The 23,836-nt window shown below is 53.2% G+C and carries 29 protein-coding genes; 1 reads left to right on the plus strand and 28 read right to left on the minus strand.

The genetic code is table 11. The features are described 5' to 3' along the window. The 3 genes from GSQ70_RS05255 to GSQ70_RS05265 form a co-directional block, all read right to left on the minus strand. The gene (locus tag GSQ70_RS05255) at positions 1 to 240 is read right to left on the minus strand and encodes a DNA polymerase V (RefSeq protein ID WP_158781576.1); all 240 of its coding nucleotides are present in this window, start codon (positions 238 to 240) and stop codon (positions 1 to 3) included. 141 nt (positions 241 to 381) lie between these two features. Further along, complete coding sequence (locus GSQ70_RS05260) at positions 382 to 855, minus strand: hypothetical protein (RefSeq protein WP_158781577.1); 474 nt, start codon at positions 853 to 855, stop codon at positions 382 to 384. Continuing rightward, on the minus strand, positions 852 to 1,922 hold the full coding sequence (locus GSQ70_RS05265; RefSeq protein ID WP_158781578.1) for a hypothetical protein: 1,071 nt from the start codon (positions 1,920 to 1,922) through the stop codon (positions 852 to 854). The genes GSQ70_RS05260 and GSQ70_RS05265 overlap by 4 nt, the downstream gene beginning before the upstream one ends. 93 nt (positions 1,923 to 2,015) lie before the next feature. Here GSQ70_RS05265 and GSQ70_RS05270 point away from each other — a divergent pair, with 93 nt between their 5' ends. Beyond that, the gene (locus GSQ70_RS05270; RefSeq protein ID WP_158781579.1) at positions 2,016 to 2,411 is read left to right on the plus strand and encodes a hypothetical protein; all 396 of its coding nucleotides are present in this window, start codon (positions 2,016 to 2,018) and stop codon (positions 2,409 to 2,411) included. Between the two features lie 6 nt (positions 2,412 to 2,417). Here the strand turns inward: GSQ70_RS05270 and GSQ70_RS05275 are convergent, their stop codons facing one another. The 25 genes from GSQ70_RS05275 to GSQ70_RS05395 all read right to left on the minus strand — a co-directional run bounded on the left by GSQ70_RS05275 (position 2,418) and on the right by GSQ70_RS05395 (position 23,666). Continuing rightward, positions 2,418 to 3,122, minus strand: coding sequence for a hypothetical protein (locus tag GSQ70_RS05275; protein ID WP_158781580.1), 705 nt, complete (start codon positions 3,120 to 3,122; stop codon positions 2,418 to 2,420). Position 3,123: 1 nt separating this feature from the next. After that, positions 3,124 to 4,542 (minus strand): ubiquitin-activating E1 FCCH domain-containing protein, encoded by a 1,419-nt coding sequence (locus GSQ70_RS05280; protein WP_158781581.1) that lies wholly within the window; start codon positions 4,540 to 4,542, stop codon positions 3,124 to 3,126. Next, positions 4,539 to 4,871, minus strand: coding sequence for a hypothetical protein (locus GSQ70_RS05285; RefSeq protein ID WP_158781582.1), 333 nt, complete (start codon positions 4,869 to 4,871; stop codon positions 4,539 to 4,541). The genes GSQ70_RS05280 and GSQ70_RS05285 overlap by 4 nt, the downstream gene beginning before the upstream one ends. Beyond that, entirely contained in the window at positions 4,868 to 5,584 is a 717-nt protein-coding gene (locus tag GSQ70_RS05290) for a hypothetical protein (protein WP_158781583.1), read from the minus strand. The genes GSQ70_RS05285 and GSQ70_RS05290 overlap by 4 nt, the downstream gene beginning before the upstream one ends. Continuing rightward, positions 5,581 to 6,648 (minus strand): hypothetical protein, encoded by a 1,068-nt coding sequence (locus GSQ70_RS05295; RefSeq protein ID WP_158785226.1) that lies wholly within the window; start codon positions 6,646 to 6,648, stop codon positions 5,581 to 5,583. Before GSQ70_RS05295 ends, GSQ70_RS05290 begins: the two co-directional genes overlap by 4 nt. Next, a complete protein-coding gene (locus tag GSQ70_RS05300; RefSeq protein ID WP_158781584.1) occupies positions 6,648 to 6,923 on the minus strand; it encodes a hypothetical protein in 276 nt (91 codons plus the stop codon). The genes GSQ70_RS05295 and GSQ70_RS05300 overlap by 1 nt, the downstream gene beginning before the upstream one ends. Continuing rightward, positions 6,920 to 7,636, minus strand: coding sequence for a hypothetical protein (locus GSQ70_RS05305; protein ID WP_158781585.1), 717 nt, complete (start codon positions 7,634 to 7,636; stop codon positions 6,920 to 6,922). Before GSQ70_RS05305 ends, GSQ70_RS05300 begins: the two co-directional genes overlap by 4 nt. 2 nt (positions 7,637 to 7,638) lie before the next feature. Beyond that, on the minus strand, positions 7,639 to 9,510 hold the full coding sequence (locus GSQ70_RS05310) for a lytic transglycosylase domain-containing protein (protein ID WP_158781586.1): 1,872 nt from the start codon (positions 9,508 to 9,510) through the stop codon (positions 7,639 to 7,641). 123 nt (positions 9,511 to 9,633) lie between these two features. After that, positions 9,634 to 10,221 (minus strand): hypothetical protein, encoded by a 588-nt coding sequence (locus GSQ70_RS05315; RefSeq protein ID WP_158785227.1) that lies wholly within the window; start codon positions 10,219 to 10,221, stop codon positions 9,634 to 9,636. Continuing rightward, complete coding sequence (locus tag GSQ70_RS05320; protein WP_158781587.1) at positions 10,221 to 10,658, minus strand: hypothetical protein; 438 nt, start codon at positions 10,656 to 10,658, stop codon at positions 10,221 to 10,223. Before GSQ70_RS05320 ends, GSQ70_RS05315 begins: the two co-directional genes overlap by 1 nt. A 3-nt stretch (positions 10,659 to 10,661) precedes the next feature. After that, entirely contained in the window at positions 10,662 to 12,056 is a 1,395-nt protein-coding gene (locus GSQ70_RS05325) for a hypothetical protein (RefSeq protein WP_158781588.1), read from the minus strand. Positions 12,057 to 12,060: 4 nt separating this feature from the next. Next, positions 12,061 to 13,002 (minus strand): hypothetical protein, encoded by a 942-nt coding sequence (locus GSQ70_RS05330; RefSeq protein WP_158781589.1) that lies wholly within the window; start codon positions 13,000 to 13,002, stop codon positions 12,061 to 12,063. Next, positions 12,986 to 13,420: a hypothetical protein gene (locus GSQ70_RS05335; protein ID WP_158781590.1), complete on the minus strand. Its 435-nt coding sequence runs from the start codon at positions 13,418 to 13,420 to the stop codon at positions 12,986 to 12,988. The genes GSQ70_RS05330 and GSQ70_RS05335 overlap by 17 nt, the downstream gene beginning before the upstream one ends. Continuing rightward, positions 13,417 to 13,845 (minus strand): hypothetical protein, encoded by a 429-nt coding sequence (locus tag GSQ70_RS05340; protein WP_158781591.1) that lies wholly within the window; start codon positions 13,843 to 13,845, stop codon positions 13,417 to 13,419. Before GSQ70_RS05340 ends, GSQ70_RS05335 begins: the two co-directional genes overlap by 4 nt. Then, positions 13,842 to 14,324, minus strand: a complete 483-nt coding sequence (locus GSQ70_RS05345) for a hypothetical protein (protein ID WP_158781592.1) — start codon at positions 14,322 to 14,324, stop codon at positions 13,842 to 13,844. Before GSQ70_RS05345 ends, GSQ70_RS05340 begins: the two co-directional genes overlap by 4 nt. A 67-nt stretch (positions 14,325 to 14,391) precedes the next feature. Continuing rightward, entirely contained in the window at positions 14,392 to 15,423 is a 1,032-nt protein-coding gene (locus GSQ70_RS05350) for a DUF2184 domain-containing protein (RefSeq protein WP_158781593.1), read from the minus strand. Positions 15,424 to 15,439: 16 nt separating this feature from the next. Next, positions 15,440 to 16,300 carry a hypothetical protein gene (locus GSQ70_RS05355; protein WP_158781594.1) on the minus strand — a complete coding sequence of 287 codons (861 nt, stop codon included), beginning with the start codon at positions 16,298 to 16,300 and terminating at the stop codon, positions 15,440 to 15,442. 15 nt (positions 16,301 to 16,315) lie between these two features. After that, entirely contained in the window at positions 16,316 to 17,935 is a 1,620-nt protein-coding gene (locus tag GSQ70_RS05360) for an NUDIX hydrolase (RefSeq protein ID WP_158781595.1), read from the minus strand. A gap of 12 nt (positions 17,936 to 17,947) precedes the next feature. Then, on the minus strand, positions 17,948 to 18,769 hold the full coding sequence (locus tag GSQ70_RS05365) for a hypothetical protein (RefSeq protein WP_158781596.1): 822 nt from the start codon (positions 18,767 to 18,769) through the stop codon (positions 17,948 to 17,950). Next, positions 18,766 to 20,181, minus strand: coding sequence for an anti-CBASS protein Acb1 family protein (locus GSQ70_RS05370; RefSeq protein ID WP_158781597.1), 1,416 nt, complete (start codon positions 20,179 to 20,181; stop codon positions 18,766 to 18,768). The genes GSQ70_RS05365 and GSQ70_RS05370 overlap by 4 nt, the downstream gene beginning before the upstream one ends. Positions 20,182 to 20,192: 11 nt before the next feature. After that, positions 20,193 to 21,524 carry a terminase large subunit domain-containing protein gene (locus GSQ70_RS05375; RefSeq protein ID WP_158781598.1) on the minus strand — a complete coding sequence of 444 codons (1,332 nt, stop codon included), beginning with the start codon at positions 21,522 to 21,524 and terminating at the stop codon, positions 20,193 to 20,195. Positions 21,525 to 21,526: 2 nt separating this feature from the next. Continuing rightward, positions 21,527 to 22,243, minus strand: coding sequence for a hypothetical protein (locus GSQ70_RS05380; RefSeq protein ID WP_158781599.1), 717 nt, complete (start codon positions 22,241 to 22,243; stop codon positions 21,527 to 21,529). Positions 22,244 to 22,248: 5 nt separating this feature from the next. Continuing rightward, positions 22,249 to 22,488 carry a hypothetical protein gene (locus tag GSQ70_RS05385; protein ID WP_158781600.1) on the minus strand — a complete coding sequence of 80 codons (240 nt, stop codon included), beginning with the start codon at positions 22,486 to 22,488 and terminating at the stop codon, positions 22,249 to 22,251. Next, positions 22,485 to 23,381, minus strand: coding sequence for a hypothetical protein (locus tag GSQ70_RS05390; RefSeq protein ID WP_158781601.1), 897 nt, complete (start codon positions 23,379 to 23,381; stop codon positions 22,485 to 22,487). The genes GSQ70_RS05385 and GSQ70_RS05390 overlap by 4 nt, the downstream gene beginning before the upstream one ends. Positions 23,382 to 23,483: 102 nt before the next feature. Beyond that, the gene (locus GSQ70_RS05395; protein WP_158781602.1) at positions 23,484 to 23,666 is read right to left on the minus strand and encodes a hypothetical protein; all 183 of its coding nucleotides are present in this window, start codon (positions 23,664 to 23,666) and stop codon (positions 23,484 to 23,486) included. Between the last annotated feature and the right edge of the window lie 170 nt (positions 23,667 to 23,836).

The following is a 23,836-nucleotide window of genomic DNA, read 5'->3' on the forward strand; positions in this document are numbered from 1 at the left end:
TCAACCTCCCCCGTTCGGATTGAAAAGCATGAATGTACGCCGATCACCTTCTTCCGTGCTGACGTCTTTAAAGCATGACTGGTAGTGCTCTATCCAGACGTTCGCCTCTCTGAGTGACCAGTCAAAATTTATGGTTTTCAGCTCGTTTACAAAATCGATGGTGCTGACCGTGCGCCGACCGTTTCCGGCCACTTTGATCGCATTCTTGAATGCGGATGGTATCTCATAGTCGCGTGGCATAACTCACCCCAAATTACTGTATGCATACACAGTAGTTTGCGGGTGATTAGTGATCAACTGGATTTTTGTATAGTTTCGGAAATGGTATTGAAATGATGGGGGATTTAGATTGGAGCCCGGCGAACCGGGCTGGGTGGTGGGTTAAGCGTCCGGGGCTACCGGCAGCGTTTTGGTGCCGTCAGCTGCAGCAATATAAGCACGCAGTGCTTTACGGTAGGTTGTCCATGTAGTTTTCGCAGCTTTAACGGCTTCTTCCGTTTCAGTTTCAGAGTAGTCTTCGTCTTCAATCTGATCCTGAAGGGCATCAATTTTTGAAGATGCGCGATCATATTCCGATTGCGCAGTTCGAAGTTGTTCCTGCGCATGATCAACGGCCTGCTGCTTCGCACTGTCTGCGGTAATTATCCACTCCAGTTTTTCAGCATCGAACGTGTAATCATAGCCATCACGCGGCTTGGGATAGAGCGTGCCGTTGATGTAAGCGTCGCCAATCTGAGCCGGAAAATCGTCACTCATTTCTACAGTGGTGTAATCTTCAAAAATATCACCCTCACCATCCCAGACGACAATATTTAAGACAAAGCCTTCTTTAATCAGTGCGTAATTTGACATCATGCATACTCCCATACAATGACCACGCCGCCGCTTCCAGCGCCACCTGTTTTTCCTGATGTGGATACGCTCGAAAATGCCCCGCCGCCGCCTGCTCCATAACCAGTACCTGCGCTGCCAGTAGAGTTCACTGTTGTCGCATATCCTCCGGTGCCGAGTTGAGATGAACCTCCCGCCCCCGCAGAACCACTATTTACAGATGGGAAAAGAGATGACATGCCCCCACTGCCACTTTTATTCACAATATTTCCACCAGTTGCCGTTCCGGGTGTGCCTGGGGCGCAGGAGAATGGCGGTGATGCGCTCGTTGCAACGCCACCACCACCACCCGTACATGTTATGAAGGAACCAAATGTTACCGAGCCCCCTGAAACACCATTACCGGGTGAGGCAGACCCACCGGATCCGGCAGAACCAACAGTGATTGCAACGCCGTCAGAAAATCCGGAAGTGAGTAATGACATGGCATAACCGCCTGCTCCACCGCCCGCCCCTGATGAACAGGCCGATGACCCTGTAGTACCTGAACCACCACCACCACCGCCAGAACCCTGCACTTCGACGACGATCATTTTAGTGCCGTCCGTTGGCGTGTAGTTTCCGCTGGCTGTAAAAATCTTTGGTGGGCCAAGCAGTCGGCCTACAGCCCCTCCGGTTATCAAACCCAAATTCGTCAATGCAGCATTAACTGCATCCGGCCCCGCGGTATTGATTTCCGATAGATTATTATTGATCTGAAGAGACAGATCCTTTTGTGCAAAAACGCTAAGCGTTCCGGCAGTCATCATATTTGCTGCAATGTCGTTTGCTGACCAGATGCGAGCTGTAGTACCCTCCTGAGCACGCTGTATTGTGAAGACGTCAGCCGATCTCGCTGTGACGTGTACAATCTCAGTCAGTGTACCGGTTGCGGCATCCACAAGTGTGAGCTTAAAGTAGCTGGTTCCATTGACAGGTGACGGGAAAAGGCTCCCGGTTCCCGAATTGACGGATAGAGTGGTAGCCGTGGCGCTGATCGAGCTGGCCAGCACTGATGTTGCGTTGTTTGATGCGAGTAAAGTTAGAGCCATGGGCCCTCCATACTTAAGAAATTTAAATAACACTTAGCAATGGCATACCTTAGTTGCATGCATAGCTGTCACAATTCGATAAGGACAAATAAAATGACATTCAAAATTTTTTTATACCTATCAATTTCACTTCTTCCCTTTAGTGCAATAGCTCAGGTTGATGTATTTTTTGATAACGTTACGCATACCGCTGGCTTCACTGGGTTAGACAGCATCCCACAGAAAGGGGATAATTGTTCATTAAATCAAGGCATAATGAGTGTAATCGGCAACCAATACTCAAAATCTGGAAGATACATTGAGTTGATAAAAGTACAAAGAAAAGATGGTGAAATATTTGCACTACCAACAAACTTTGAAAAATTGAACAATCCAGAACTAACTGCATCACAAGAATTAGCAAAAACAGGTGGTATTGTTTTTTTAAGATTTTCAACATGTGGCAGCGGTGGTTATTTATCACTAATCGATATTCTTAAACCTCTATAAAGTACATCAACCAACGATTGAAACTGATACGGACTGATAAAAAGGCATGTGCAGCAGGCCACTGTCAAAGGCCTGCTTGAACAGGTAAGCAAATTCATACTCATCACTTTTGATAAAAACGCTGTCTTTCTGGTTCAGCACCATTGTATTAAACGCAAATGAGTCATAAACCGCCGCATTCGTGAGCTTCCTGAAGCCTTTAATAATTGAAATTGAAGCACCATCATCAGAAAACAAAACCGACACGCTCCAGTGCTGGTCGTTTAGCACGTCAACACCGTCGGCCCCTGTCAGAAAACGCATAATGCGCCTTTTTAGCCAGGGTATCGTAAATTCGAACCCGTCCCCTTTGTAGAAATTCCATGTCATGATGCGTTTGAACAGGTCATCAGAGGCGGTTACCTGCTCTGACTCATCACTGATCAGGCGTCCGTCAAAGGGGATCTGGTTGAACATCAGGGTATTATAGGGGCCGAAGACTCGTACTTTTCTGCTTACCAGGACGGGTGGATCTACACCATAAATTCCCTTTGCAATCCATCGCAACTGATCACCAGCATTATAACCGCCTATAAAAACAGGCAGATTAGCACCGGCCATCCAGTCGTAAATTTCCTGAGCCAGCTTGTTGTAAGCATCGATTAACGCCTGGAGGTTTGAATCATCGTTATATTGCTGGTAAAGATAGGCCTTAATGATATTGTCCAGCATTTCACCCCCCGGAAACAGTTACGCCATTACTGTTTATGAACCAGTAACTGTATGGATCACCGCTGATAATGTCGGTGTTTTCATCCACATCAGTTATCACCCCGTTAACAGTGACGGTAATTTTCAGAGAGCTGATGAGGTCTTTATTCAACACGGTATCAACAGCATCAAGAAACGTATCCCGCAGACTGTTGGTGTTTAACGGGCGACCGGCATAGATCCCGTTTATGTAATTCACTACCGGACCGGAAACCAGCGATAACACCGTTGCGTCAGTGAGGTAATTAAGACCCTCAGTTTTCCACTGATAACTCACGGTGACGAGCTGCTGCAGCGGTATCACAAAGGGAATGATATAGCTGTCCGGCCAGTCGTTGATAGTCACAGCCTGGTTACGCAAATTTGGGGTCACCACCCCTCCACCGGTCCAAGCTCCAGAACCGGTGGTGTCTTTGCCAATCGAAAACGAATGAGCATCAATAACGGTGACTGACAGAGCGGTGTTGTTGATCCCCGTCATTCCGGTTACACCGGCAATATTGATAACCTGGCCGGTGGAAAATCCATGAGTCAGATCCGTGGTGATAACGCCAGGATTTGCGTTTGTGATCCCGGTGACGTTCAGCGAGCTCCCCTTCAGCCTGCTGATATCCCCGGCCGACTTGAATATTGCCCCGGCCATTGAGTAGATGTCACCGCCCCCGCACATGATTACCCATGCGTTGCCGTCAGCAATTACCGAAACCAGCCGGGTGACAACATTCTCCACGTTGGTGAGCCTGGACCTGATAAACCCCGGATAGGCGATTACCGTCGACATCCCGGCTTCCCAGACGCGCGCCCGGAACTGTTCCGGGGTCTCCGCATCTCCGCCAGGCACCCCGTCCGTCAGATTCGTGCAGGAGAGCGTGATGTCATCAGGCAGGCTGGTTGCGATATTGGTCACAGTTCCTTCGGGTACGGACCAAATTCCGCTAACCATCGCTGAACAGCTTACCGGTGATGTGGTACCCGAAGACGGGACGATAACCGCATCCTGCACGGCATACTGATAACTACCATCCGAAACCAGAAACCCCTGCGGAATGGCGAACCCGGCCGGGCCGGTGAAAGTCACTGCAACGGTTGTCAGCCCTTCCGATTTGACGGGTGCTGCACCATACTGCTGGGCGAGCGTATTCAGCAGAAAATTATTGGCTGTGAGCGGCCCAACAGAGTTAATCAGGTCAATACGCATCTGATCGCAGCTGAGAAGCGCTCCGGTCGAAGTGCTGGCGATATCCTCAATCAGAGATGCAGGTAGATCTGTGGTTAAGCCTGGCGACAGGGTGGTGGCTATTTCAATGAGTTTTGCTCTAAGATCGTCAGAGGTCTGGGGTACCGGCCCTGACGCGGTGTAAATAACGGGTAAATCACTCATACATACACATCCGTTACGATTTTTGAACCGGAATTAGTGATCACAGAAATGCTGTAGACCGGCGGATCGCTGCTGGTCAGCGCTATCTGAAGTGATGAAAAATATTGGCTAAACTGCTGCTGCAGGCGGTTAACGTAATACGTAGGGATAATTTGCTGAATAACTGAGCCATTGGCCGGAATACCATGGTTGGCAAAAAATGGCGACTCCTGCGGGGACAGCTTTATATTCTGGATCAGGGTGGTCAGATACACGCTGTCATCAAAGCCGTTTTTATCCGTCTCTATCAGTATCCACCGCCCCAATGCGTCACGACCGTAAGTCCTCATTGTGTGATGCTCCCGCTAAATTGCGAAGTTGGGCCGCCGGTGTTGTTGCCACCGTTACCATTCGAATGCTGATGGCCGTTAACCCAACCTACAAGCGCCAGCCAGCCCTGAAGCATGATTGCCGGGCTGGTACTGGCTTCACTGTCGGTCAGAACGCCATTCTGCCCAACCAGGGACCAGCCATCAGGTGTCAGCGTGAATACCGTTTCGCCGACGGAAACTTTGAACTGGCCAGGGGTAACAATGGCGACACTCTCCGGCGCCAGCAGAAAGGTTGTGTTGCTTCCAGCGTCCCTTAGCGTTACCCCTTCCGGCCCGTAAAACGTCAACACCTCCGGATCAACGTCCTGCCATTCTGTGTTACTGATCGGAAGGAAAGTGAGCGCACTGAGGTTTGCGGGTGGAGTCAGATCGGCAGTGCCACCACCCAGGCCACTGACACCCCCCAGGTACGTGTCCGCCGGGATCACAATTCCCTTATCGCCAGGCTGCATCGGGTAACGGGTATACTCAGGCCCGAACAGTGGCACGGTCAGGTGTGGGATTGTGTAGGGGATATCCCTGAGCAGGATTGATACCGTGACCATTTTCCCGGATTGCTTAACCACTGAGGCGGGCAGAACTTTACCGGACATCAGCTGCGATTCGGCTATTTTGTTTTCGGCAAATCGATTCATGTTACTGCCGAAATTCATTTTATTGTTGATGCTCACTGGCTGGTTACTCCTGTTTCCACTTGTGCCTCAATAATGGTCACCCAGGCGTTAGCATCCGGCTGGCGACTGTTGCCCAGCAAACGCACAGAAGAAACAAAAAAAACACCTGTGAAGGCTGAGTCATCGCGAAACTGGGAATACGATGATGCCTGAACCATTGGCCGCAGTTTTTCCGGCATGCGTATGTAATCGCCCACCTGAATATCGCTGCGCATAACGCAGGGCACCGCAATTTTTCCGTACTGCACCCATGTTGGCTGGCCCACCAAATCGGTAAATGCTATTTTTTTGGGGTTGTTTCTGCGGTCGGTGGCCGATACCCGGACAGGGCCACTAAGAGTTGAACTGTCAGAATGGTTCGCAAAATCATTATCATAAGCCCGGAACTCGTTTCCGTTCACAACTGAAATTTCCACTCCGGAATAATTACTGTCCCGAATAATCCTTTTGCTGAGGGAGTTTACCTGCCTGGCAAGCTCCGCGAGGCTGCTGCAAATCATCGTGCTGTCAAAACTGTTAATCAGTCGCTCGCTAACGTTAATGTTGTATCCGTACCCTCCGCCGAATATCTGGAAACATTGCGTCAGCGCAACCGAGAGTTTCATACCTTTGTTCCATGGAAGCGTGAGGTTCAAAGGTGCCAGTGGCGTGGGGTCGGTCTGCGATACCGGACCGGCCACAATAACCAGGTCGAGACGCAACTCTGTACCCTGCCAGTTACCCAGGACCTGCCAGATGGTCCCCTTCATCACCAGCCCCTGTTGTTTTGGATTAGCCAGAGGCAAGCCTGCAGACATACCCACCCAAAGCTCGACGGTCATGCCGAACAGGTCCTGACGCGCCTGCTGCATCTCCTTAGGCCCAAGTCCCCAGATAGATATCACGCTTTTCCCTTTCGGGGTTGACTCACCGAACCTCTGAATGTCGAACTCAACCATTAGGCAGCCAGGATTGAACACCCCGTTTTTCAGGCTGGAAATCTGTTTAAAAATATTTTTTTGTGCGTTGGGGTCGATTGGGTACTGCGGAGGGTAAAAAATTTTCAGATCATAAAATCGCATCAGGTTGTCACCTCGATCCGGCCATCCGGTAGCCGCCATACCATGGTGGATTGCAAAAATACGCCAGCCAGCAGGTTAATATCGGTACCCTGCGGTGAGGCCACCATAGCAGTATTGAGCAACACACTTCCGGAATTATCCGTGATGTACAGATACCAGCGCTGCGCAGCATTATTCCAGCGCGTCTGACAGTTACAGACTGTGCCGTCCAGTGAGGGCGTAAACATCTGGCTGACCAGTTCATTGCCGGTGAATGGGTAGTATTCAGTGCTCATATTCCAAACGTCCCACTAAGTTTGCCGATCAATCCGGTAATGGCGTCGGTCACTCCACCGCCCAGCGAAGTGTTTCCCAGCGCTGAAACAGTGTTTGTCCAGGCGCTGGAGTCTGTCCGATCGCCGTTGTCTATCTTGCCCATATAGTTGTTGACCGCCCGCGCAGCGCCCGCCTCGGTCACCAGCGGCTGCTCAAAACTCCACAACCACTGGCGCTGCGGCGTCGACTCATTGGCACCTGTCACGTCCCGGACAGTACGCAGCACGCACCCGCTATAGAACAATGCCGGAGTGGCAACCGTAAATGTTCCGCCCAGGTTGGCGTGTGCCTGCAGGGTGGCCTGCAGCGCACTGAGCGTCACCAGCTTTGTCATAGCCCCGGTGTTTTCATTGACTGGTGCATCCATAAGCAGGGAAACCTGCAGCGGCTGTGACAGCAGGGCATTGGCCGCGACGGTCTGGTTTGCGAAGGGGTAGCGACCGAGATCATAATCAATCATCGTGCTGCCCTGCATCGCCTTCCAGTGGCAGAAATATTTATCAAGGTTGGTGAGGCTGCTCCCTCCTCCCAGCAAGCTGGTGATAAAGCTGGCACTCTGCGTCAGTGCAACAATCGGCAGCATGCCGCCCGGGATACTTTGCGCGATACCGTCACAGAGGATCACCGGTGATATTTCAAATCCAAGGCGGTACAGCTCACGCGAGAACGCCATTATCAAAACCCTCCCAGTTGTGTGCTTGTGACGATCGCATTCCCGCCGGTGTTGTTGTAAACAATCAAGCCGCCTCGGCTATTGCCGCTGCGCTGGTTATCCAGGATCTGCTGGAGTATCTGATCGGTTTTGCCGCTGCCTGATTTTGCAGAAGGGTTTTCCTGCACAGGCATGGGAGAGCCATAAAGCGCCTGATACTGCTCTTTTACTCTGCCAGGATACTCACGGTTCTCACGGCTTCCCCGCCTGCTTCCACCGTTGTAATAGCGCAGCATTTCATCCACATCGCCGCCTGCCATCCCTTTCGCCCACGCCATGGTTCTGGCTCCGGCCATGATGTTGTCGCGGGGATCGAAAGGATTTTCACCCTTACGGAAATTGAAAGGCATAACCTGCATAAGGCCCTGCGCGCCCGCACTGCTTACGGCCTTCGCGTTCCATGATGACTCCGCTCCGGCGACGGCTTTGAGCTGGCGCGCATCCAGTCCAAATTTTTTGGCAGCCTCTTCGAAATACCCGTCATAATCCGACGGTGCAACACCAGTGGCTCTTCGTGCTGATTTAAGAATCCCAAGGACACGCGGATCATCTTCTCCCCCAGGAATGTAACTCTGCCCGGTGGCATTATCTGTAACCTTTTCATTGCTGAGAATGCTGGAATGCGCCGCCACATCATCCACTGAAATGCTGGTTTTACCGGAAATCCAGTCAACAACCTTGCCGATCATGCGGCCCATTCTCTCCACACCCGATATAAACGCTTCCACATCAGATTTGAATTCAGGCGATGCCAGATAGTCACCGAACCGCTGAATACCACCAGAAAGCGCATCAATCCATTTGCCAAGTTCAGGTGATTTCAGGACAGTGTCCACCGCCGTGGAGAATGCATCAGAGAGTTTACCCAGCTGAGGCGCCAGCGGTGCCAGCCCCCGAATAAACGTGTTACCGATGCTGACCTTGCTGCGGTCCAGCTGCACATTAAAATCCTGCCACTGCTGGAGCTGCTTATCAGTGATAGCCAGGCGCTGGCTGTCCTTCTCTGCCTGTTTCGACATCGCGTCGATTTCTGCGTCGCTCATCTTCTTGAAGCGGTTCAGATCGTCGAGAGAGAAGTAGTTCGTGAGCCCGTATGCTTCAGCCCCCTGCTGGGTACTGCCATTCCGGACGAAAATGTCACGGGCGCTTTTGATCATCTGCGGCAGGAGTTTCGCCGGGTCCTGATCGGGGTTATTGATGCCCATTGCCTGGAACTGCCAGCGTTTACTGAGATCCATCTGTGAATCGCGAATGGCTCCCAGCGTGCTGACCGGATTACCCAGCACCTTCTGGAAGTTAACCGCGCTGGAATTAAGGCCGCCAGCAGTGGTCCCGAGCCCCATCGCAGTAAAACGCTGTGCTGATGCCGATCCGGCCAGACGATTCATGCCCCAGAGACCACCAGCGCCCGCCAGTCCAGAAAATATGCCCAGCACACTACCCCATGACAGGATACTGCCGGTCGCATCTTTCAGATGGCCAGCCAGCGATTTGGCGTCCTTACTGGCTTTGTTCAGGAAAGAGCGACCCGCACTCGTCTTCTTGTTCAGATCAGACTGAGTTTTGCTGGCCTTTTCCAGGTTTCCGTTCAGCCGTCCGATCCCCTCATTGAGAGAACCAAGTTCCGCCACCCCATCAGCAAAAGCCTGAGAAACAGCTTCCGTTCCTGCTTTCGCTTTTTCGGTCTCTTTTGCTGCCTGACCAATTCCCACGGCAGCAACGCGCCACTGTTCCGGCAGGCCCTCCAGGGCTTTCTGATACTCGTTGAACTTGTCCAGAAATGAGACAAATTTATCGTCTTCCACATCGATCTGAACAATGGATTTAGCCGCCATTGAAATAGCCCTTTTGTCTTATTTCTTCCAGCAGGAAGCGCTGGCGGAAGTGAAGCGGACTTTTAAACTCGCCGATATCCAGCTCCCGGCAGATATCCCGGAAGCCTTCATTTGCGGCCCACGTCAGGAGGGAATGTATGACCGTTCCGGCAGGGCTTCCGGGATCTGGGTAGTCTCTTCCGTTTTCGACGTCGGTAAAGAATCTCGGTATGCCGTAGCGCTCGATGAGGTGAGCAGCCCACTGTACATTTCGAGCGCCCTCCCCACGGTTGGCGCTATCAGGTTCGCTTTCTGAATGGCAGAGGAGACCATAAAAAAAACGGCTTCCCCTTCTACCTCACGGTATTCCTCCGGAGTAAGAATGCCCTGCTTAAACGCGGCTTCAAGCGGGATCTGACGCCACGCTCCACCCTCGCTGTAAATCACGCTGGTCAGGCGCTGAATGTCATCAATGAGCGTGGGCGTGCCTGCAGGCAGTTCTCCGGACTCCTGCTGTGCCTTGAGGACCTGGCGCAGCATCATCGCCGCCACCCGTGGCGCGCCTACCGAACCTACCTGAGTGAAAAACTGGTTGAACATTCTGCCGAGCAGCACGCAGTTTTCCTCAACCACTTCGTAGGGGAACGGGACAATATGCAGATAGACCAGCGAACCGTCATCACGGTTAATGGTGCTGACCAGGTTTAAATTTCTGTCAATTTTCACGGTTATTAATTCCAGGAATTATCGTTTGTGGTGATATAGCCGGAAATTGTCACAACGTAACCGGCATCTGAACCGTTGAATCCCATCTCGTTAAAGTTGACGAGATAGCAGTTCAGCAGCGTGTAATTCCCGAACGTGGTGGCATCAGGGGTGATCACCACCTCACCGAGCGCGGTATCCGTTGCGAACTGCTTCTGATAGCTGTTACCCAGCGACTGAGTTTTAAGCAGGTGAACGGTCGCCGTAACCTGCTGGTAAGGCGACTGGCTACCGACAGTGCCCGTCATCGTCGGGATGATGTCGGTGGCCGCCGTATCAGGGCGCAGGCTGATCCCCTCGCGTCCAAGATAAGAAGCGCTGACATTGAGCGCCGGGTTATCGGTAACGGTGAAAGAGCCTCTGACGCGGTTGAGAAAGCCCTGTGAAACTAATGGATTTGGCATTTATTACGCCCCCACAAAGTTGGTTACGTTGACGTTGAAGGTAATGGACTCAAACCCGCGTTTTGGCGTAATAACCGCACTGAGGCCGCCGTATTTGCCGTCCTGGTAATCCGACTGGTTCAGGCTGGTATAGCTGGTGAACGGTACCGCATTGATAACGGCATTGCCCGCATAAGCGCCCTTCTCATACTGATCGTTAAACTCAGTTTGCGTCAGTCCGGTGTCGATGACCTGGCCGAGGATCAGTCCGTAACTGATGCCGGATCGCAGCGTTTTAAGTCCGCGGCGCTGCAGGCGTTCAATACCTTCCTTCTCGTAATACAGCGGATTGACCGTGGTGTTGGAACCGTTGATGATTTCGTTTGCCAGATCCAGCTGCAGGTTGATGGCGCACCAGGCGACGGCGTACCAGTAGTTAAACGGCATGCCGTCCAGCATGTGCCCGGCCACAAACATTTTGTTGCTGAGCCCACCTTCCGCCGCTGAACCGATGTAGTTGATGTTATTGTCCTGCAGCGTTTTCAGCAGTGAACTGTTACCGGCTGGCGGATATTCCGTGACCCCATATGCGAACCGGTAGGCCATTGGCGGCACCATGTTCGAAGATCCGGGGTCGTTCGCCAGCGAAGACTGGAAGAATGTAGCCATTGAGAATTCAGTCGCGCTGATGTCGGGGGCCTCAACACCTGCCAGCACGTTTGGATATTTCTCAGCGGCCCAGCCCTGCCAGGTGGCAATCGTGGTGGTAATGAAGAATTTCACCATCGAACCGGGTGACGTGTAGTTATTCACCAGCGCTTTAAACGTGGTTTCTTCATCCCATTCCCTCGGCACCAGATAGGAGAAGAAAGTCTGGTAGGTGTTTCCGAGCGCCACATCCTCATCGATAAATGCGCTCAGCGCGGTGACAGCAGCCGGAACCGCAATATCGCCAAGTTCCAGCACATAGACAGCCCTGGTGGTTCCCTGTGCCCAGTAAGTGGTGTTCATCTGCTGCAGCTCACCGGCCGCCACGGTTGACAGGCTTCCCATAGCCGTGGCCGTGCCAGGGTCAGCAGCAAGTGGATAAGTCAGCGTGTCGTCGCCTGTCACCGTTGCAGTGAACGCACCGTTGTAAGCTGCTGGCGCAGCGCCAGTGACAACGATCGGCACCTCCTGCCCGTTCGTCCAGCCATGTTCTGCTGAGAGCGTTAAGGTCACTGTATTCGTTGCCCATGACAATGAGGAGATTGTTTTGGCCGGTGCGGCATAGTCACTCAGGTCGTCCTTTGAGGTGAGCAACTGAAAAGTACCCGCCTCCAGCGTGGTGCCCCCGGTTGAGATCATCGCGCCGGTTTTCAGCAGCTGCGAGGGCTTCGGTGGATTTGTCACCGAAATGTTAATATTGACAATCGACATGTAGCTATTTCTCCGGATAAATGGCGGGGATCGCAGACGTGATCAGCTGGCGGGCAACATTTCTCATCCGCTGCTGGTAGTAGTTAATTTTGAATTTAATGGTTTTGCGCATTGCCAGAATGTTCAGCTCGTTCTGGGTGACGCGCTCATCCTGCACCACGGGGATATTCATCACCCCCATTTCAGCGGTATCGCTCAGCGTGTACTGCTGGACCGCCAGCAAAAAATCTTCAATGGCCGAATTGCGCAGCCCGGTAACCGAAATGGTCACATCCTCACAAACCAGCTGATACTGATTCTGCTGTTCATCCAGATAAAAAGCGCCAGCCACCGGGGCGGTGTTGCTGCACTTTACCGTGGCATACGGTGGTGACAGGTTTTGCGTGGAGAGCATCGCCGGGAACATTGGCATGTACTCGTTCAGGCCAAGCCATATCGGCAGAGAGCCGGAAACCACGACATCACTCAGATCGATATCATCCGCTGAATTGATAATCTGCGACCGCATGTGCGGGTAAACCGCCTCGCCTGTGTAATGGTAAAGCCTGGCGGGTTCGTTGAGTCCGGTACGGCGTGAGAATGAAAACTGGATGCCGTAAAACTCCCCTATGTAGAGCACGTCAGGGCCGATATCGTTAAAGGGATCGATATCGGATTGCGCTGTCAGCGTGACAACGTTCCGGTCATACAGTTGTTCGTCATCCTGTATGCTTTCAGTAGTCAGATGCAGATAGCCTTTCACCTCAACCGTGTCAGGTTCCGGATCGGGATCATCAGAGACAATCGACGCCTTTACCCAGAATACGAAGCCGTCCAGCGGCAGAACCTGTCGGAGATATTTGGTAAAAGTGACGATCTGGTACTGACTCAGGTCATCCAGACCCTGCGTCAGCGTGGCGTTGAGTTCCGTTCTGGCCGTTTGCTGTAACTCATTCAGGGAAGGCATTAAGTACCCCGCTTACCCAGGCGCGCATTACAGCCTGATAGGTTCCGGTGTCGATAAACGAAGGTCGTGGAGTGCCCTTCTTGTTTTTGAAGCGTTTCGATATTCCCAGCAGCGCCCGGCGCGTCGGTACCCCCGGCATGCCGTTCATTTCGCTGTTATCGAGAAACGCAACAAACAGGTCGTGGACCCGCGACATGGATTCCGCCAACGGGTCTTTCGACGGAGGCGCACCGGCCAGCATGTTTTCCAGACCGGCGGCGAGGTCATTACTCATCATGTCGGCGATTTCATTCCCGTACCGGTTAAAAAACGTCTGCATAATCTGGTACTTTTCCTCCAGCCTCTCCGCAACATCCCCGGTTGTGGTGCCCTCGTCCTCATACGGAATATCAATCACGCCAAGGTGCAGGGTGATCATGACAACCCCCAGAGACTCCCGAATTGCTGGGCAATCATCAGGTAGCGGCGACCCCACGGATCCTGCAGCATCTGAAGGTCTGTCAGTGACAGGTCTTTGAAGAAGTCAGGGACCAGCCTCTGTGCGCTGGTAGAGTTATCTCCGGCACCTGTGATCACGCCGGTTGCGATATTGTTCAGCCCCATCTGTTGACGGAATGCCCCGAACACGTCCTCTGTGCCGTAATTGACCAGGAAGGACGCGGCGAGGTTATACACAGCGACCGCGTACAGGTTCGGCATCACCATTTCAATATCACGGTTAACCCATTCAACCGCGCCGCCATAGGCCAGAGAAAATGACAGTGAGTTGTCGGGAACCTGATCCGGAGTGATATCCATGTCAGCACGAACGAATTCGATAAAGCCCGACAGACTGATGGTCATTTTTTCCGGGCTCCGGCTTTAGAGGTGGCAATGGTTTCGTTTACGGTCGGAGTGTCATCATTTTCATCACGACCTTTGGCCTGCTCGGCGTTGAATTCCATATCGCCTTCGTAGCCGATCCCGCTTTCCCGAAGCTTGCTGTCGAGTGCTGCAACTGAAGCCTGCCGGCGGTTATGCGCATTGTTGGTCAGATGGATGTCGTTATCGCGAATGGTCTTCTCAATAACGGATGCCGGAACGGGCTTATTGACGCTGTAGCACAGGCCAACAAACGCCTTGCTCTGGTCAATTCTGGACGAGTCCTGCAGCCCGTAGGTCTGATGATGCTGGATGACTGCTTCCACTTCTTCTGTGGATCCATCGAGCACCATCATTTGGGAACCATGGTCGATGGGGATCTGGCGCAGGCGGCCTGTTTCCAGCGTGCGGAAAGCAAAAATATTGCGCTGCTTGGTGGTGTTAGCGATATACAGTTTCATTGTTTACCCTCGTAAAAAAGCCCCTGCTGAGTTTCCCCGGCAGAGGCTTAGCTACATCAAAAATGAATCAGGCGTTATACGCCATCGACAGGATGGTGATTGCTTCAGGACGGACGGCCCAGCCGGAGGTGGAACGCATCTCGGACAGGACATCAACCGCACCACCTGCGATAGGTGTTGGAATTTCCCGCGGCGCGGCCATGTCACAGAACATCAGCGCGTTAGCGGACAACGACGGGGTAAGTTTCGCGAACTCGTTGGTGTTCACAGTGGAATTAACCACAGGCACTTCAACTTCCGGGATGGTGATTACTACCGCATCTGTTCCGCCCGCGCCGGCACCGATCAGCGTATCGTCATACACCCAGTCAACCTGAACGTTTGCACCCTTCAGCACATCTTTCACCATGCCGCCGACTGAGTCAGTACCACCGCCAGGGCGCTGGTAAGATGTCAACTGAACAATCTGCTGAATTTCCATGGCACCCAGTACGCGCTGAGGCCCGAGGATAACCACCCGCTGCTGGCGGCCCAGCTGCATGGTGCGGGTCAGAGCGGCCTGAACATGGCCGAGCAGATAAACTGCCATCTGGCCATGATCGTAGGTGAGAACAGTATTGTTGTTGTTGGTGTCCGGCGGCAGCGTTTCGGTCGTTGCGCCAGCGGTGTTAAGCAGGCCTTCCCCGCCCGCCGGGTTCATGCCGTACAGCAACGCAGAGCGAAGCTGCTGGAAAATACCCTGGCGCATGCCCAGGCGCTGGGCTTCCGGCAGAGCAAAGTTCCAGTTACCGGCGGCGGCCATATCATGGTGATCGTAGATACCACGGCAGCGAAACAGGTAGGTTGGTGTGGAGATCATCCTCGCCTCAAGCGCAACACTTGGCAGCTGGTTGGCGTTACCAGACTGGCTTGATGTGACCTGAGTCCGGATGTCCAGGCGTCGCATGTACACGTACTGATCGCCCACGCCGAGGCGAACCTGCGGGTTACCGCTGGCGATGGTTTCGAATGCACCGGACGCCTGCTGGTAACCGATGATCATCTCCGGCGCGATGTACGACGGATTGACGATGGTGTAGCTGGGGGTAATTGCAGCCATTTAATTCAGCTCCCGATTAAAGTAAGACCAGCGCGCAGCTGTCGGTGTTATTCCAGGTAAGGAAACCCGTATTACTGTCGTAACTGACAGTTTTGGAGTTACCCGCTTCTACGGCGATCACTTTTACCGGCAGGGTGATGTCGGAAGGCGTAACTGCTCCAATGGTTCCCTGAGCGGTTGCATTGCCACCGGGAACTGCTGCCGGGATGTACGTGAAGGTCGTTGCCGTCGGGACGGAGAGAACAGCCACGGTTCCGTTATATGCATCCGGAGCCACACCGCTGATTTTGACGTACTGACCCGCCGTCAGGCCATGCGCCGACGCTGTGGTCGCTGTTGCCACACCAGAGTCATACGTAACGGACGTGGTAGCAATGTCATCTCCGGTAAACGCAGCGGTCGCGGCAGTGGTTACCTGGTTATTCACGAAGTCCCACGCCAGAGGCGTTTTCACCGACGCCCCGGAAGTGGCCAGCGCCACCACCTGAGCGGACGCCTTCAGCGGCACGCGCATGTTAGAACCGATCCGATAGTATGAAACGCTCATTCCTGACGCATAGAGCGGTACCGGTGATTGCGGCGTGGTCAGGCCGTTATGCGCCTGGTTGAACACCGTGAAACCTTCCAGCTCTGCGACGGAGGCAGCACGGCGGATAGTCGAACCACGGGGGCTTGACTGGTTGCCGGGGATAAGTTCAGCAATCGGCAGACCGCCCCACAGCGGACGGGTTTCTGTTGCCGCCACGGTACCGGAAGCCAGATTGAAACGGTTAGCCGGATCATCCAGAGCAACACCCTGAATATATCCGTCGGACTGCACACCAAAGGAACCAAGCGCGTTGGTGGTAGCCATCGGATTTAAAGATAAATTTGCCATGCTTCAGAGCTCCCATTAAGCCTGATTGTTAAAACTGGTTACCTGACGCTTGCCTGACTGGAACGGTCCCCAGGTGGCAGCAGGATCGCCTTCAAAGGTGCTAATCTGACGTCCGGTAGCATCCGCACGCTTAATCTCGCGCAGCATGCCGGGACCAACAGACAGGCTTGCTGATTTTTGCGCATCGGCATAAATCTGCTTTTCGGCCACATTCAGCAGGGCAGAATCGGCGATAGCGGACAGATCAACCGTCTTATAGTCGGCTGAGTGCTCCTGCAGCTGGATCATCATGCGACGGCGATACGCCATTGGTTTCTCGCCCGAGAGCGGTACTGGTGCGCGCTTACCGAAGCTGGAGAAAACGCTGTCCGCTTTCACCTGAGCGTCAGCGACTTCATTACGTTCTTCATCGCTCAGCTCAACAGGAATGCGGGAACGCAGCTCTGCAATTTCCTGACGGAGCTGGGAATCAGCCTTTTCTTTTGCCATTTTTTCATCAGCTTCCGCATCGGCCTTTTCTTTGGCCTCAGCATCTGCTTTTTCTTTAGCGGCTTTCTCTTCAGAGTCTGCTTTGGCTTTGGCCTCTTCGGCCTCTTTCTCTTCAGCGTCAGCCTTCTCTTTTTTGTCAGCCTCATCGGCATCTGCCTTCTCTTTGGCTTCTTTCGCCTCTGAGTCAGCCTTAGCCATCCGTGCATCCATGCACTTATTGAACAACTCCAGGAATTTTTCCTCGTCCATCTTTTCAGCCTCTTTTGGAATGGAATCAGATTTAACACCACCAGGGGCAAGGAGCTTGTCCCATACACCCTGTTCACAAACTGCTACGTGGTCGAGCAATACCGGGGAACCTTCCACCAATAGAGGCTGACCGTCGATTTTGATGATTGAGCCGGGCGATTCGTCAAACCTGACGGTGGGTGATGTGCTTAACTGCCGGGTGGCCATAATTTCGGCTGCTTCAGCGTCATACACGCGGGCAATCGCCCACACCTCACCATTATCAGCAACCCAACCGTTGGTCAGGGTGCCGATAACACGCTTAACAAATTCATCGCTATCGAGCGTATTTTTCTCCGGGTGCAGCCAGATAAGTGGCACACCGGCAACACGCTGGAGAAATTCGGGGGTGAGATAGTCGTCCGGGTTACGGAAGGCCATCTGTTGATCTGCAGAGCGCCAGGTGACCCCTGTTCCGGTTACCCGGATGGCGAACATCCACATGTTGATAAAATATTGCGGGCTGCTCAGTGTTCCGTCCGCGATAAGCGCGGCCACGTCGGTTTCATTCAGCGCCTGCTGTGCCATCATCTCAGCGAATGGCTGATGAAGTGGCTTTGGCAAATCGTCAATGTGAAACCATCCGGCGGCCAGCGACTCGTCGTTTATCTTCGCTTCAAACTGATCCGTTACGTCTGCACGTAGCGTGAGGTAGTCGCCCGCCACGCTGTACGGAGTTAACAGTCCATCATACTGATAGCCTGTTTCTTCCATCACCTCGCGGCGGGCTGCGTCAACAGCCATTTCACCCGGCTCAATCTTTCCGCCAGGAGGGCACCATGTGCCATCATCAGAACGCTGGATCAGGAAAACGAATTTGCCCTGACGGAACATTATCCCGCTGCCAAAAATAGCCAAGATTTAATGCTCCTATGCTGCTTTCAGTGACTCCATGAATTTGCTTCCCTTCCGGGTCAGCATGTATTCAGGGATGCTGCGGAGGTTGTAGATGTAGGTCACGTAGCACTGGCAAAAAACCTCTTCACCAGGCTGAGTTATTTCGTCGAGGTAGCCGGCGGGACCGGCTTTTAAGTACCCGTTCTTCTGCGCCCAGCTCCCGCGAATCAGGTAATAAAGCTGATCGCGATCCTTGTGGTCCTCGCGGTAGTTATAACCAGGTCGTCGCCAGTGACTGTGCCAGATCGCTGCAATAGCGTTGTTGCTGGTCGCGATCACATTATCGATGTTGGCGATCAGCTTATGGTTCTGGTCGATCATTACGCGGCGCGCGGCATAATCGACGTTCCCGGCCGCCTTCTCGATGTGCTGTGCCGTCTCACGCATCTTTCCCTGAATACCGGCCAGGGATATCGAGTCAGCGGAGGGAATGCTGCTAGCCCAGCCGCTAAACCGTGAGAGCGTCGTATCGATGGCTTTCTGGCGATTGAGCTTTATCAGATCCACACTGGCCATAATGCGCCGGTCCAGCTCAGTTCTCAGCTTTGGTTCAAGATAGTTAATGGTGAACCGGGAAATGCCCGGATGACGCTTGAGCGCCGCTGCCCGGCCAACCTGCAGGTCATACGCATGCGTGAGGTTCCGGGAGACAATGTTCGCGTAGTCGCCAGCGGTCTCGCCTTCCGCCGCCTGGCGAATGATGCTTTGCCAGCGCTCCAGCTCCTCGCGTGAGGAGTACCCATTCTGCAAAAAGAACCTCACGGCTTCTCTGACGGTGCGCGTGAACGTTTTCATAGCTCCATTCCTGCGCCGGGCGATTCCTGCTGAGGTTGAGACGGCGGATTGTTCAGCAGCGCTTCGAAATCCAGATCCAGGCGCTGCGGGAATAAATGCTCGTTTGCATTCGCGTTTTCGCACATCCATTCGATCAGCGCAGCACGGTTTTCCGGGTCGTCAGTCAGCTGGGAAAGCAACGCATCTCCCATTCCGATGATCGCCTTAAACCGTATCTCGTCGACCTTCACCTTCTCGCTTTCCGGCTCCTTGAGGGAAGACGGCCAGCGATATTCAAAGTTGTTGATCCACGTTGAGAAGTACAGGCTGTAAGTGTTTTTCAGCTCAGGGAAGTCGGCGCGCAGCGACTGGAAGAATTCAATGCTCCACGCCCGGTACTGGCATACCCGAACAAAAAACGCATAAACCGTGTCCAGCCACTCGCGAATATTATCGATGTAAACCGCTACCGAACGCGCATCCTCGGTCCCCTCTCCGAATCCCTGTGCAAACGTCTCGGAATTCAGCATTATCGCTGGCATGTCAGCCGCCGCTGCGATGTTTTCCAGAATATGGTTACGTGCTGCGTCGAGGGGTTTTTCCAGGTTGCTCAGGTCGATGGACTCAATACTGTCGTTATCTCCGATCTGCAGAACTTCGCCGGTTTTACCGCGCTTCAGCATCATGCGTTTGATACCGCTGAGCTTCTGCATCATGTTGTTGACGACAGAGCTTGGCCCCTTGATTTTCGTGACCAGAAGGCCGCCTTTCACCGAAACCATATCGTCAGTGCGCATGGTCTGGATAAAGGATTTCAGAGGAAACAGGGCGCGCTGATAAACGCTGCGCCCGGTGAAACCGAATGCCGCCGGGTTGTACGCCAGATAAATCGGATCCTCGTTCTGCATGACGACGCAACGGGATTTGTGATATGGCTTTCCTCCAACCCTGATCCCATCGACTTTCTGGAAATCCTGCGCATTCGGATCCTGATTCAGGACGATGCTGCCCGCGGCGTTCAGCGGATCGAGAACGTTAAAACTGATGTTGTGCTTATAGAGCGTGCGGTAGTCCAGGGGCTGATTCGCCTCCTGATTATCAACCAGCATGGCGACCGCCGAAACGCCGTAAATTCGTGCTATCCGCGCCGCGTTGGCAATGTGCTGATTTGCCCCCAGCGCTTTCCATTCCCGTTCAAACGCATCGCGCAGGCGCTGTTCCAGTCCGAATGATTGCGCAACATGCACTGTTCTGGGCTCATTCATCGCCATTTTAATCGGGCGGTCCACCATCTTGCCGCCCAGCGGGTGGTAGAGGTAAATCGTCTTGCACGTCTGGTAACCGGCCGTGCTTCCTGGCTGGATATCCTCGCTGTCCAGAAGCATGACAAGCTCTGTCGAGCAGCTGCCGATCTCGAAATCATCTTCGTTCATTGGTTGTCTCGTCAGATTGCATCGCCGCTGCCGAACGCGATGATCAGCCCGTAGGTGTAATCATCGAGGAGGTCATCAGCGCGTTTGTGCGCGTTCTTGTCAGCAAGGTGAAATCGGGAAACCTGTTTGTGGAGGTGGTTTGCCGTCTCGCCCTTGAAAGAAGCTGTTTTTTCATAAGCGTGGCGGGAAATCTTAGCCAGCCCCCGGTAGTGATAGCCGGAGGCCATAATTGCGCGTTCATCTTTTCCCTTGCTGGTCAGCGCGGATTCTATTTTGTTGACCGGCCAGCCGAGGCTTTCTCCCTTTTGCAGGAGTATGCTGCCCATGCTGGCATCCTCGATAAATGTGCCAAGGCTGCCGTTTACGGCCACGCACTGTGTCGAAAGCTCATTGAGCCGCACAAAAACTGATGGCAGCCACGTTTCCAGCAGCGCGCCATCAATCTGAACCACGTCCCAGTCGAGGATGGTCAGGCGCATCCTTCCCGGTCGGGTATCAACGGCGTAATAAACAACGGCCGAGCCATCGTGTTCAGTGCCCCCCTTGACCGCCGTATCCAGAACGGCAAAGACTGCCTCGCACATCTCCGGAAACTCGACAGGCTGATCCTGATTTTCACCCTCAAACCACTTACGGACATCGAAGAGAGAGGCTGCCGACCAGTCGACGAATTCGGCCATAAACTCCTGGCGGAAAACGCGCGGATCGTTATTCTGCTTCTCTTTCTCCAGCTCCTCAGGAGGAACAAAAGGGTTGGATGATGTCGGAGCATGATGCTCCAGGAATCCAAGATCCTTGTTGTGGCATATTGCGTAGAAGAAGTTGTCCTCGTCCACGCCATCAGGGGTTGAAAAAACGTAGGCCCGACCTTTGGTCGTCAGCAGAGTGGGCTTAATCGACTTCGGCCAGATCTCCTTCAACATCTCCGGAGACTTGGTAAAGGCCGCTTCGTCTATCAGGACGATTTCGTACTCACGCCCGCGCCCGGCCAGTTTGTTGTCATTGGTGACCCAAAAGTCTATCTTTCCGCCGTTCTTCAGCATCAGGCGCTTTTCCTGACGGCTGAAGCTCTTTTTCAGCGGCAGCAGGATTTCTTCCAGCTTGTCGTAAATCTCCTGATACTGGCGATATTCAGCAGTGAATATGCCAACGCGACCACCCAGCAAAACATCCATGCCGGGGCGTTTAAATTGCGACGTCGCATAAGTCACCGCCGCACTGGACAGCATGAACGTCTTACCCCACCGGCGACCACATCGAACGGCGTTTAACTGGTGATCCCAGGAATCAGACCAGACTGTTAACTGCCCCTCGTGGAGCGTGGGCAGGTAAATGTCGGCCATGATTATCTTCCCGGTATTGGCAGCGTATTGTGAACGACGATGGCGTTGTCGCTGTCACCGTCCTTCATTACATCGATTTCTAATTCAACTTTTTCTGTCGCTGCTTCGCGATACGCCGTATCCACCAACAGCTTGGCTATCGACCCTTTGGTGTACTCCAGAGACTCAATTCGCGCCGTGTTGCGATGCATGGCCTTTTCAGCGGAAGAAATGAGTTCCTGATAGTTTTTGGCCTTATCACCTTCCGCCAGTTCCAGCTCTGCCTGCCAGCGACCAATATTCTCAGCCGCCTTCAGATTCGCCGCGCGCAGCCAGAAAAGCTCATCGTCCAGCGTGAGTGCCTGAGCATCTTCAGTGATTGCGTCCGATAGCAGCATGCGGCGACCGTAGCCACCATGCTTCAGTGCGTTCTGATTGCCTGGACGTGCGTTATAGGGTGCGCGTTTCGCACCCTGAGAATTTGACGGGTGGGGTGATTCGCAGATTTTCTGTGAACGCCGATCACCTTCCGATTTTCTTTGTTTCTGCTGTTGCGAATTCGCACTTTTTTTCGCTGTGCTTTTCTGCGATTTCGCACCGTAACTCGTTACCTTGATGTAGCGTTTCGCAGATGAATATTTAAGCCCCTGCGCTTCACACCAGTCTTTGGGGGAAATACCGGATTTAGCATGCTCGGCGAGGAACTGGTGTTGCAGAGCTCCCCAGTCCGGTTTTGCCATAATATTTACTCAGTGAGATAGCTCACAACAATGTCAGCTGTTGATATTCCAGCTACTGATTTAACTGCTTTCATCCAGATCACCCAGGGAGAGCCGAAATAGATATGGCCACTTGCCGGGTGCCAGGCCTCGCTGTTTTCCGAATCGGCGTACACCGCATTGCCGTTTCCGATAGTAATGTTCGCGCTGTTGGTTCCGTCTGTGATCTGGACTGGCGCTTCAGTTAACCTGATAGAAACACTCATCTGAATTCAATTCTCCGCATGTACCTCACTCCCCAATTCCTTTGAGCGGGTGGTATTGTGAAACTGTCGTCTGGCGTTGCGTACGTGTCGCTCTCGCCGTTTTTGTAATGAACAGTCATTGATGATGCGCCGGTAGTGTCGACAACGACTGAAGCCGCTGTGCGTGAAGCTTGCGCGTCAGTCGTGACAATCGGAGATGTTGCCAGTTCTCCAGCTTCAATCTGTGCAAACCCAACGCGGAACGTGCTGTCGTCGTTGCTGCGCACGTAGAATGATGCTGTGTAAGTTCCTGCATTAAGATAGCCCTGAGTACCCCAGAATGCGGGTGTACCTGTAACGCTGTTCCGGCCAAGCCACAGCCTGAGAGCACTACGCGCTGTCGAAGTGACGGTGAACACAATACGCTGCCAGCCGGGCGTGAGATTGTAGGCTGTTGGCGGGTACAGGTATGCGCCGCCGATATCTTGTGAGAATGCATACACGTCGCACTCCAGCGGAGCCAGCGCGATTGCTCCACCATCAGGGCCGCCGTCCTGGCTGACCTGCAGGCTGTCGATGCCAGACGTTTTGATATAATCGTCCAGCACTGTGGCACGTGACTGAGGCTGCAGGTTTGTTGCAGCCGGTTCAGGCTCATGCCTGCCCAGGATGCCCAGCGACATAGTTCCTTCCACTCTCCACTCGTTCGTATCGCACAGGTCGAGATTCCCTGTATCATCAAGAACAAAATGAGCCGGGCCGGTGTACGTGATGCGCGAGTCGAGAGCCGGGGCTGTCAGGTCAATCGGTCGGATTGTCGGCTTAGATGATGCGTTGCCGATTACTGTGGTGCCTGGCGTCCAGATGCCTGATTTAGTCGCACCGATAATTGAGGCGCCAGAGGTAATTATCATTAAGAATTTCCTGCTGAAAAATAAACATGCACCACCGAACCGACAGCAAACTAATTCTGCATAATCGAGCACTCACGGATGAATGCTCTGTAACACGAACTATCAGGCCAGTTTTTTAGCCAGCTCAATCAGGTCATCAATAACTTCGTGGGTCTGTGCGCCAGCGGCAGCAACAAGCTCTTTCAGCTTCGCCAGAACCAGATCTGTTTTGTCCGTCACTTGTGCTGATGCTACAGCCGGTTCAGCGCTTACTGCTGTTTCAGTGACTTCTTTGCCTTCTGTCATGGTGTTTGTCTCTTTGGGATGGATGAACAGGCCCTTCAGCCAGTTAAGGAATTTTTTGCATTCTGGCGATCCTTTTCTATCTTCCTGATTGCAGCGAGTTGATTGTTTGCCATGTCAATGGCGGTTAGTAGCTGATCAATCCACAGCACCGCCTGGCAGTAAGTCAGGGT

This window comes from Pantoea sp. BAV 3049, from assembly GCF_009765445.1.
Lineage (GTDB): Bacteria > Pseudomonadota > Gammaproteobacteria > Enterobacterales > Enterobacteriaceae > Erwinia.

What these genes read in the sequence shown, in the direction of transcription:
- GSQ70_RS05340 (WP_158781591.1), bottom strand. Translation starts at nt 13,845, where the DNA reads ATGACCATCAGTCTGTCGGGCTTTATCGAATTCGTTCGTGCTGACATG.
- GSQ70_RS05330 (WP_158781589.1), bottom strand. Translation starts at nt 13,002, where the DNA reads ATGCCTTCCCTGAATGAGTTACAGCAAACGGCCAGAACGGAACTCAAC.
- GSQ70_RS05275 (WP_158781580.1), bottom strand. Translation starts at nt 3,122, where the DNA reads ATGCTGGACAATATCATTAAGGCCTATCTTTACCAGCAATATAACGAT.
- GSQ70_RS05305 (WP_158781585.1), bottom strand. Translation starts at nt 7,636, where the DNA reads ATGGCGTTCTCGCGTGAGCTGTACCGCCTTGGATTTGAAATATCACCG.
- GSQ70_RS05270 (WP_158781579.1), top strand. Translation starts at nt 2,016, where the DNA reads ATGACATTCAAAATTTTTTTATACCTATCAATTTCACTTCTTCCCTTT.
- GSQ70_RS05260 (WP_158781577.1), bottom strand. Translation starts at nt 855, where the DNA reads ATGATGTCAAATTACGCACTGATTAAAGAAGGCTTTGTCTTAAATATT.
- GSQ70_RS05325 (WP_158781588.1), bottom strand. Translation starts at nt 12,056, where the DNA reads ATGTCGATTGTCAATATTAACATTTCGGTGACAAATCCACCGAAGCCC.
- GSQ70_RS05350 (WP_158781593.1), bottom strand. Translation starts at nt 15,423, where the DNA reads ATGGCTGCAATTACCCCCAGCTACACCATCGTCAATCCGTCGTACATC.
- GSQ70_RS05295 (WP_158785226.1), bottom strand. Translation starts at nt 6,648, where the DNA reads ATGCGATTTTATGATCTGAAAATTTTTTACCCTCCGCAGTACCCAATC.
- GSQ70_RS05300 (WP_158781584.1), bottom strand. Translation starts at nt 6,923, where the DNA reads ATGAGCACTGAATACTACCCATTCACCGGCAATGAACTGGTCAGCCAG.
- GSQ70_RS05355 (WP_158781594.1), bottom strand. Translation starts at nt 16,300, where the DNA reads ATGGCAAATTTATCTTTAAATCCGATGGCTACCACCAACGCGCTTGGT.
- GSQ70_RS05310 (WP_158781586.1), bottom strand. Translation starts at nt 9,510, where the DNA reads ATGGCGGCTAAATCCATTGTTCAGATCGATGTGGAAGACGATAAATTT.
- GSQ70_RS05390 (WP_158781601.1), bottom strand. Translation starts at nt 23,381, where the DNA reads ATGATAATTACCTCTGGCGCCTCAATTATCGGTGCGACTAAATCAGGC.
- GSQ70_RS05370 (WP_158781597.1), bottom strand. Translation starts at nt 20,181, where the DNA reads ATGAACGAAGATGATTTCGAGATCGGCAGCTGCTCGACAGAGCTTGTC.
- GSQ70_RS05320 (WP_158781587.1), bottom strand. Translation starts at nt 10,658, where the DNA reads ATGCCAAATCCATTAGTTTCACAGGGCTTTCTCAACCGCGTCAGAGGC.
- GSQ70_RS05335 (WP_158781590.1), bottom strand. Translation starts at nt 13,420, where the DNA reads ATGATCACCCTGCACCTTGGCGTGATTGATATTCCGTATGAGGACGAG.
- GSQ70_RS05380 (WP_158781599.1), bottom strand. Translation starts at nt 22,243, where the DNA reads ATGGCAAAACCGGACTGGGGAGCTCTGCAACACCAGTTCCTCGCCGAG.
- GSQ70_RS05365 (WP_158781596.1), bottom strand. Translation starts at nt 18,769, where the DNA reads ATGAAAACGTTCACGCGCACCGTCAGAGAAGCCGTGAGGTTCTTTTTG.
- GSQ70_RS05375 (WP_158781598.1), bottom strand. Translation starts at nt 21,524, where the DNA reads ATGGCCGACATTTACCTGCCCACGCTCCACGAGGGGCAGTTAACAGTC.
- GSQ70_RS05345 (WP_158781592.1), bottom strand. Translation starts at nt 14,324, where the DNA reads ATGAAACTGTATATCGCTAACACCACCAAGCAGCGCAATATTTTTGCT.
- GSQ70_RS05385 (WP_158781600.1), bottom strand. Translation starts at nt 22,488, where the DNA reads ATGAGTGTTTCTATCAGGTTAACTGAAGCGCCAGTCCAGATCACAGAC.
- GSQ70_RS05280 (WP_158781581.1), bottom strand. Translation starts at nt 4,542, where the DNA reads ATGAGTGATTTACCCGTTATTTACACCGCGTCAGGGCCGGTACCCCAG.
- GSQ70_RS05285 (WP_158781582.1), bottom strand. Translation starts at nt 4,871, where the DNA reads ATGAGGACTTACGGTCGTGACGCATTGGGGCGGTGGATACTGATAGAG.
- GSQ70_RS05395 (WP_158781602.1), bottom strand. Translation starts at nt 23,666, where the DNA reads ATGACAGAAGGCAAAGAAGTCACTGAAACAGCAGTAAGCGCTGAACCG.
- GSQ70_RS05255 (WP_158781576.1), bottom strand. Translation starts at nt 240, where the DNA reads ATGCCACGCGACTATGAGATACCATCCGCATTCAAGAATGCGATCAAA.
- GSQ70_RS05265 (WP_158781578.1), bottom strand. Translation starts at nt 1,922, where the DNA reads ATGGCTCTAACTTTACTCGCATCAAACAACGCAACATCAGTGCTGGCC.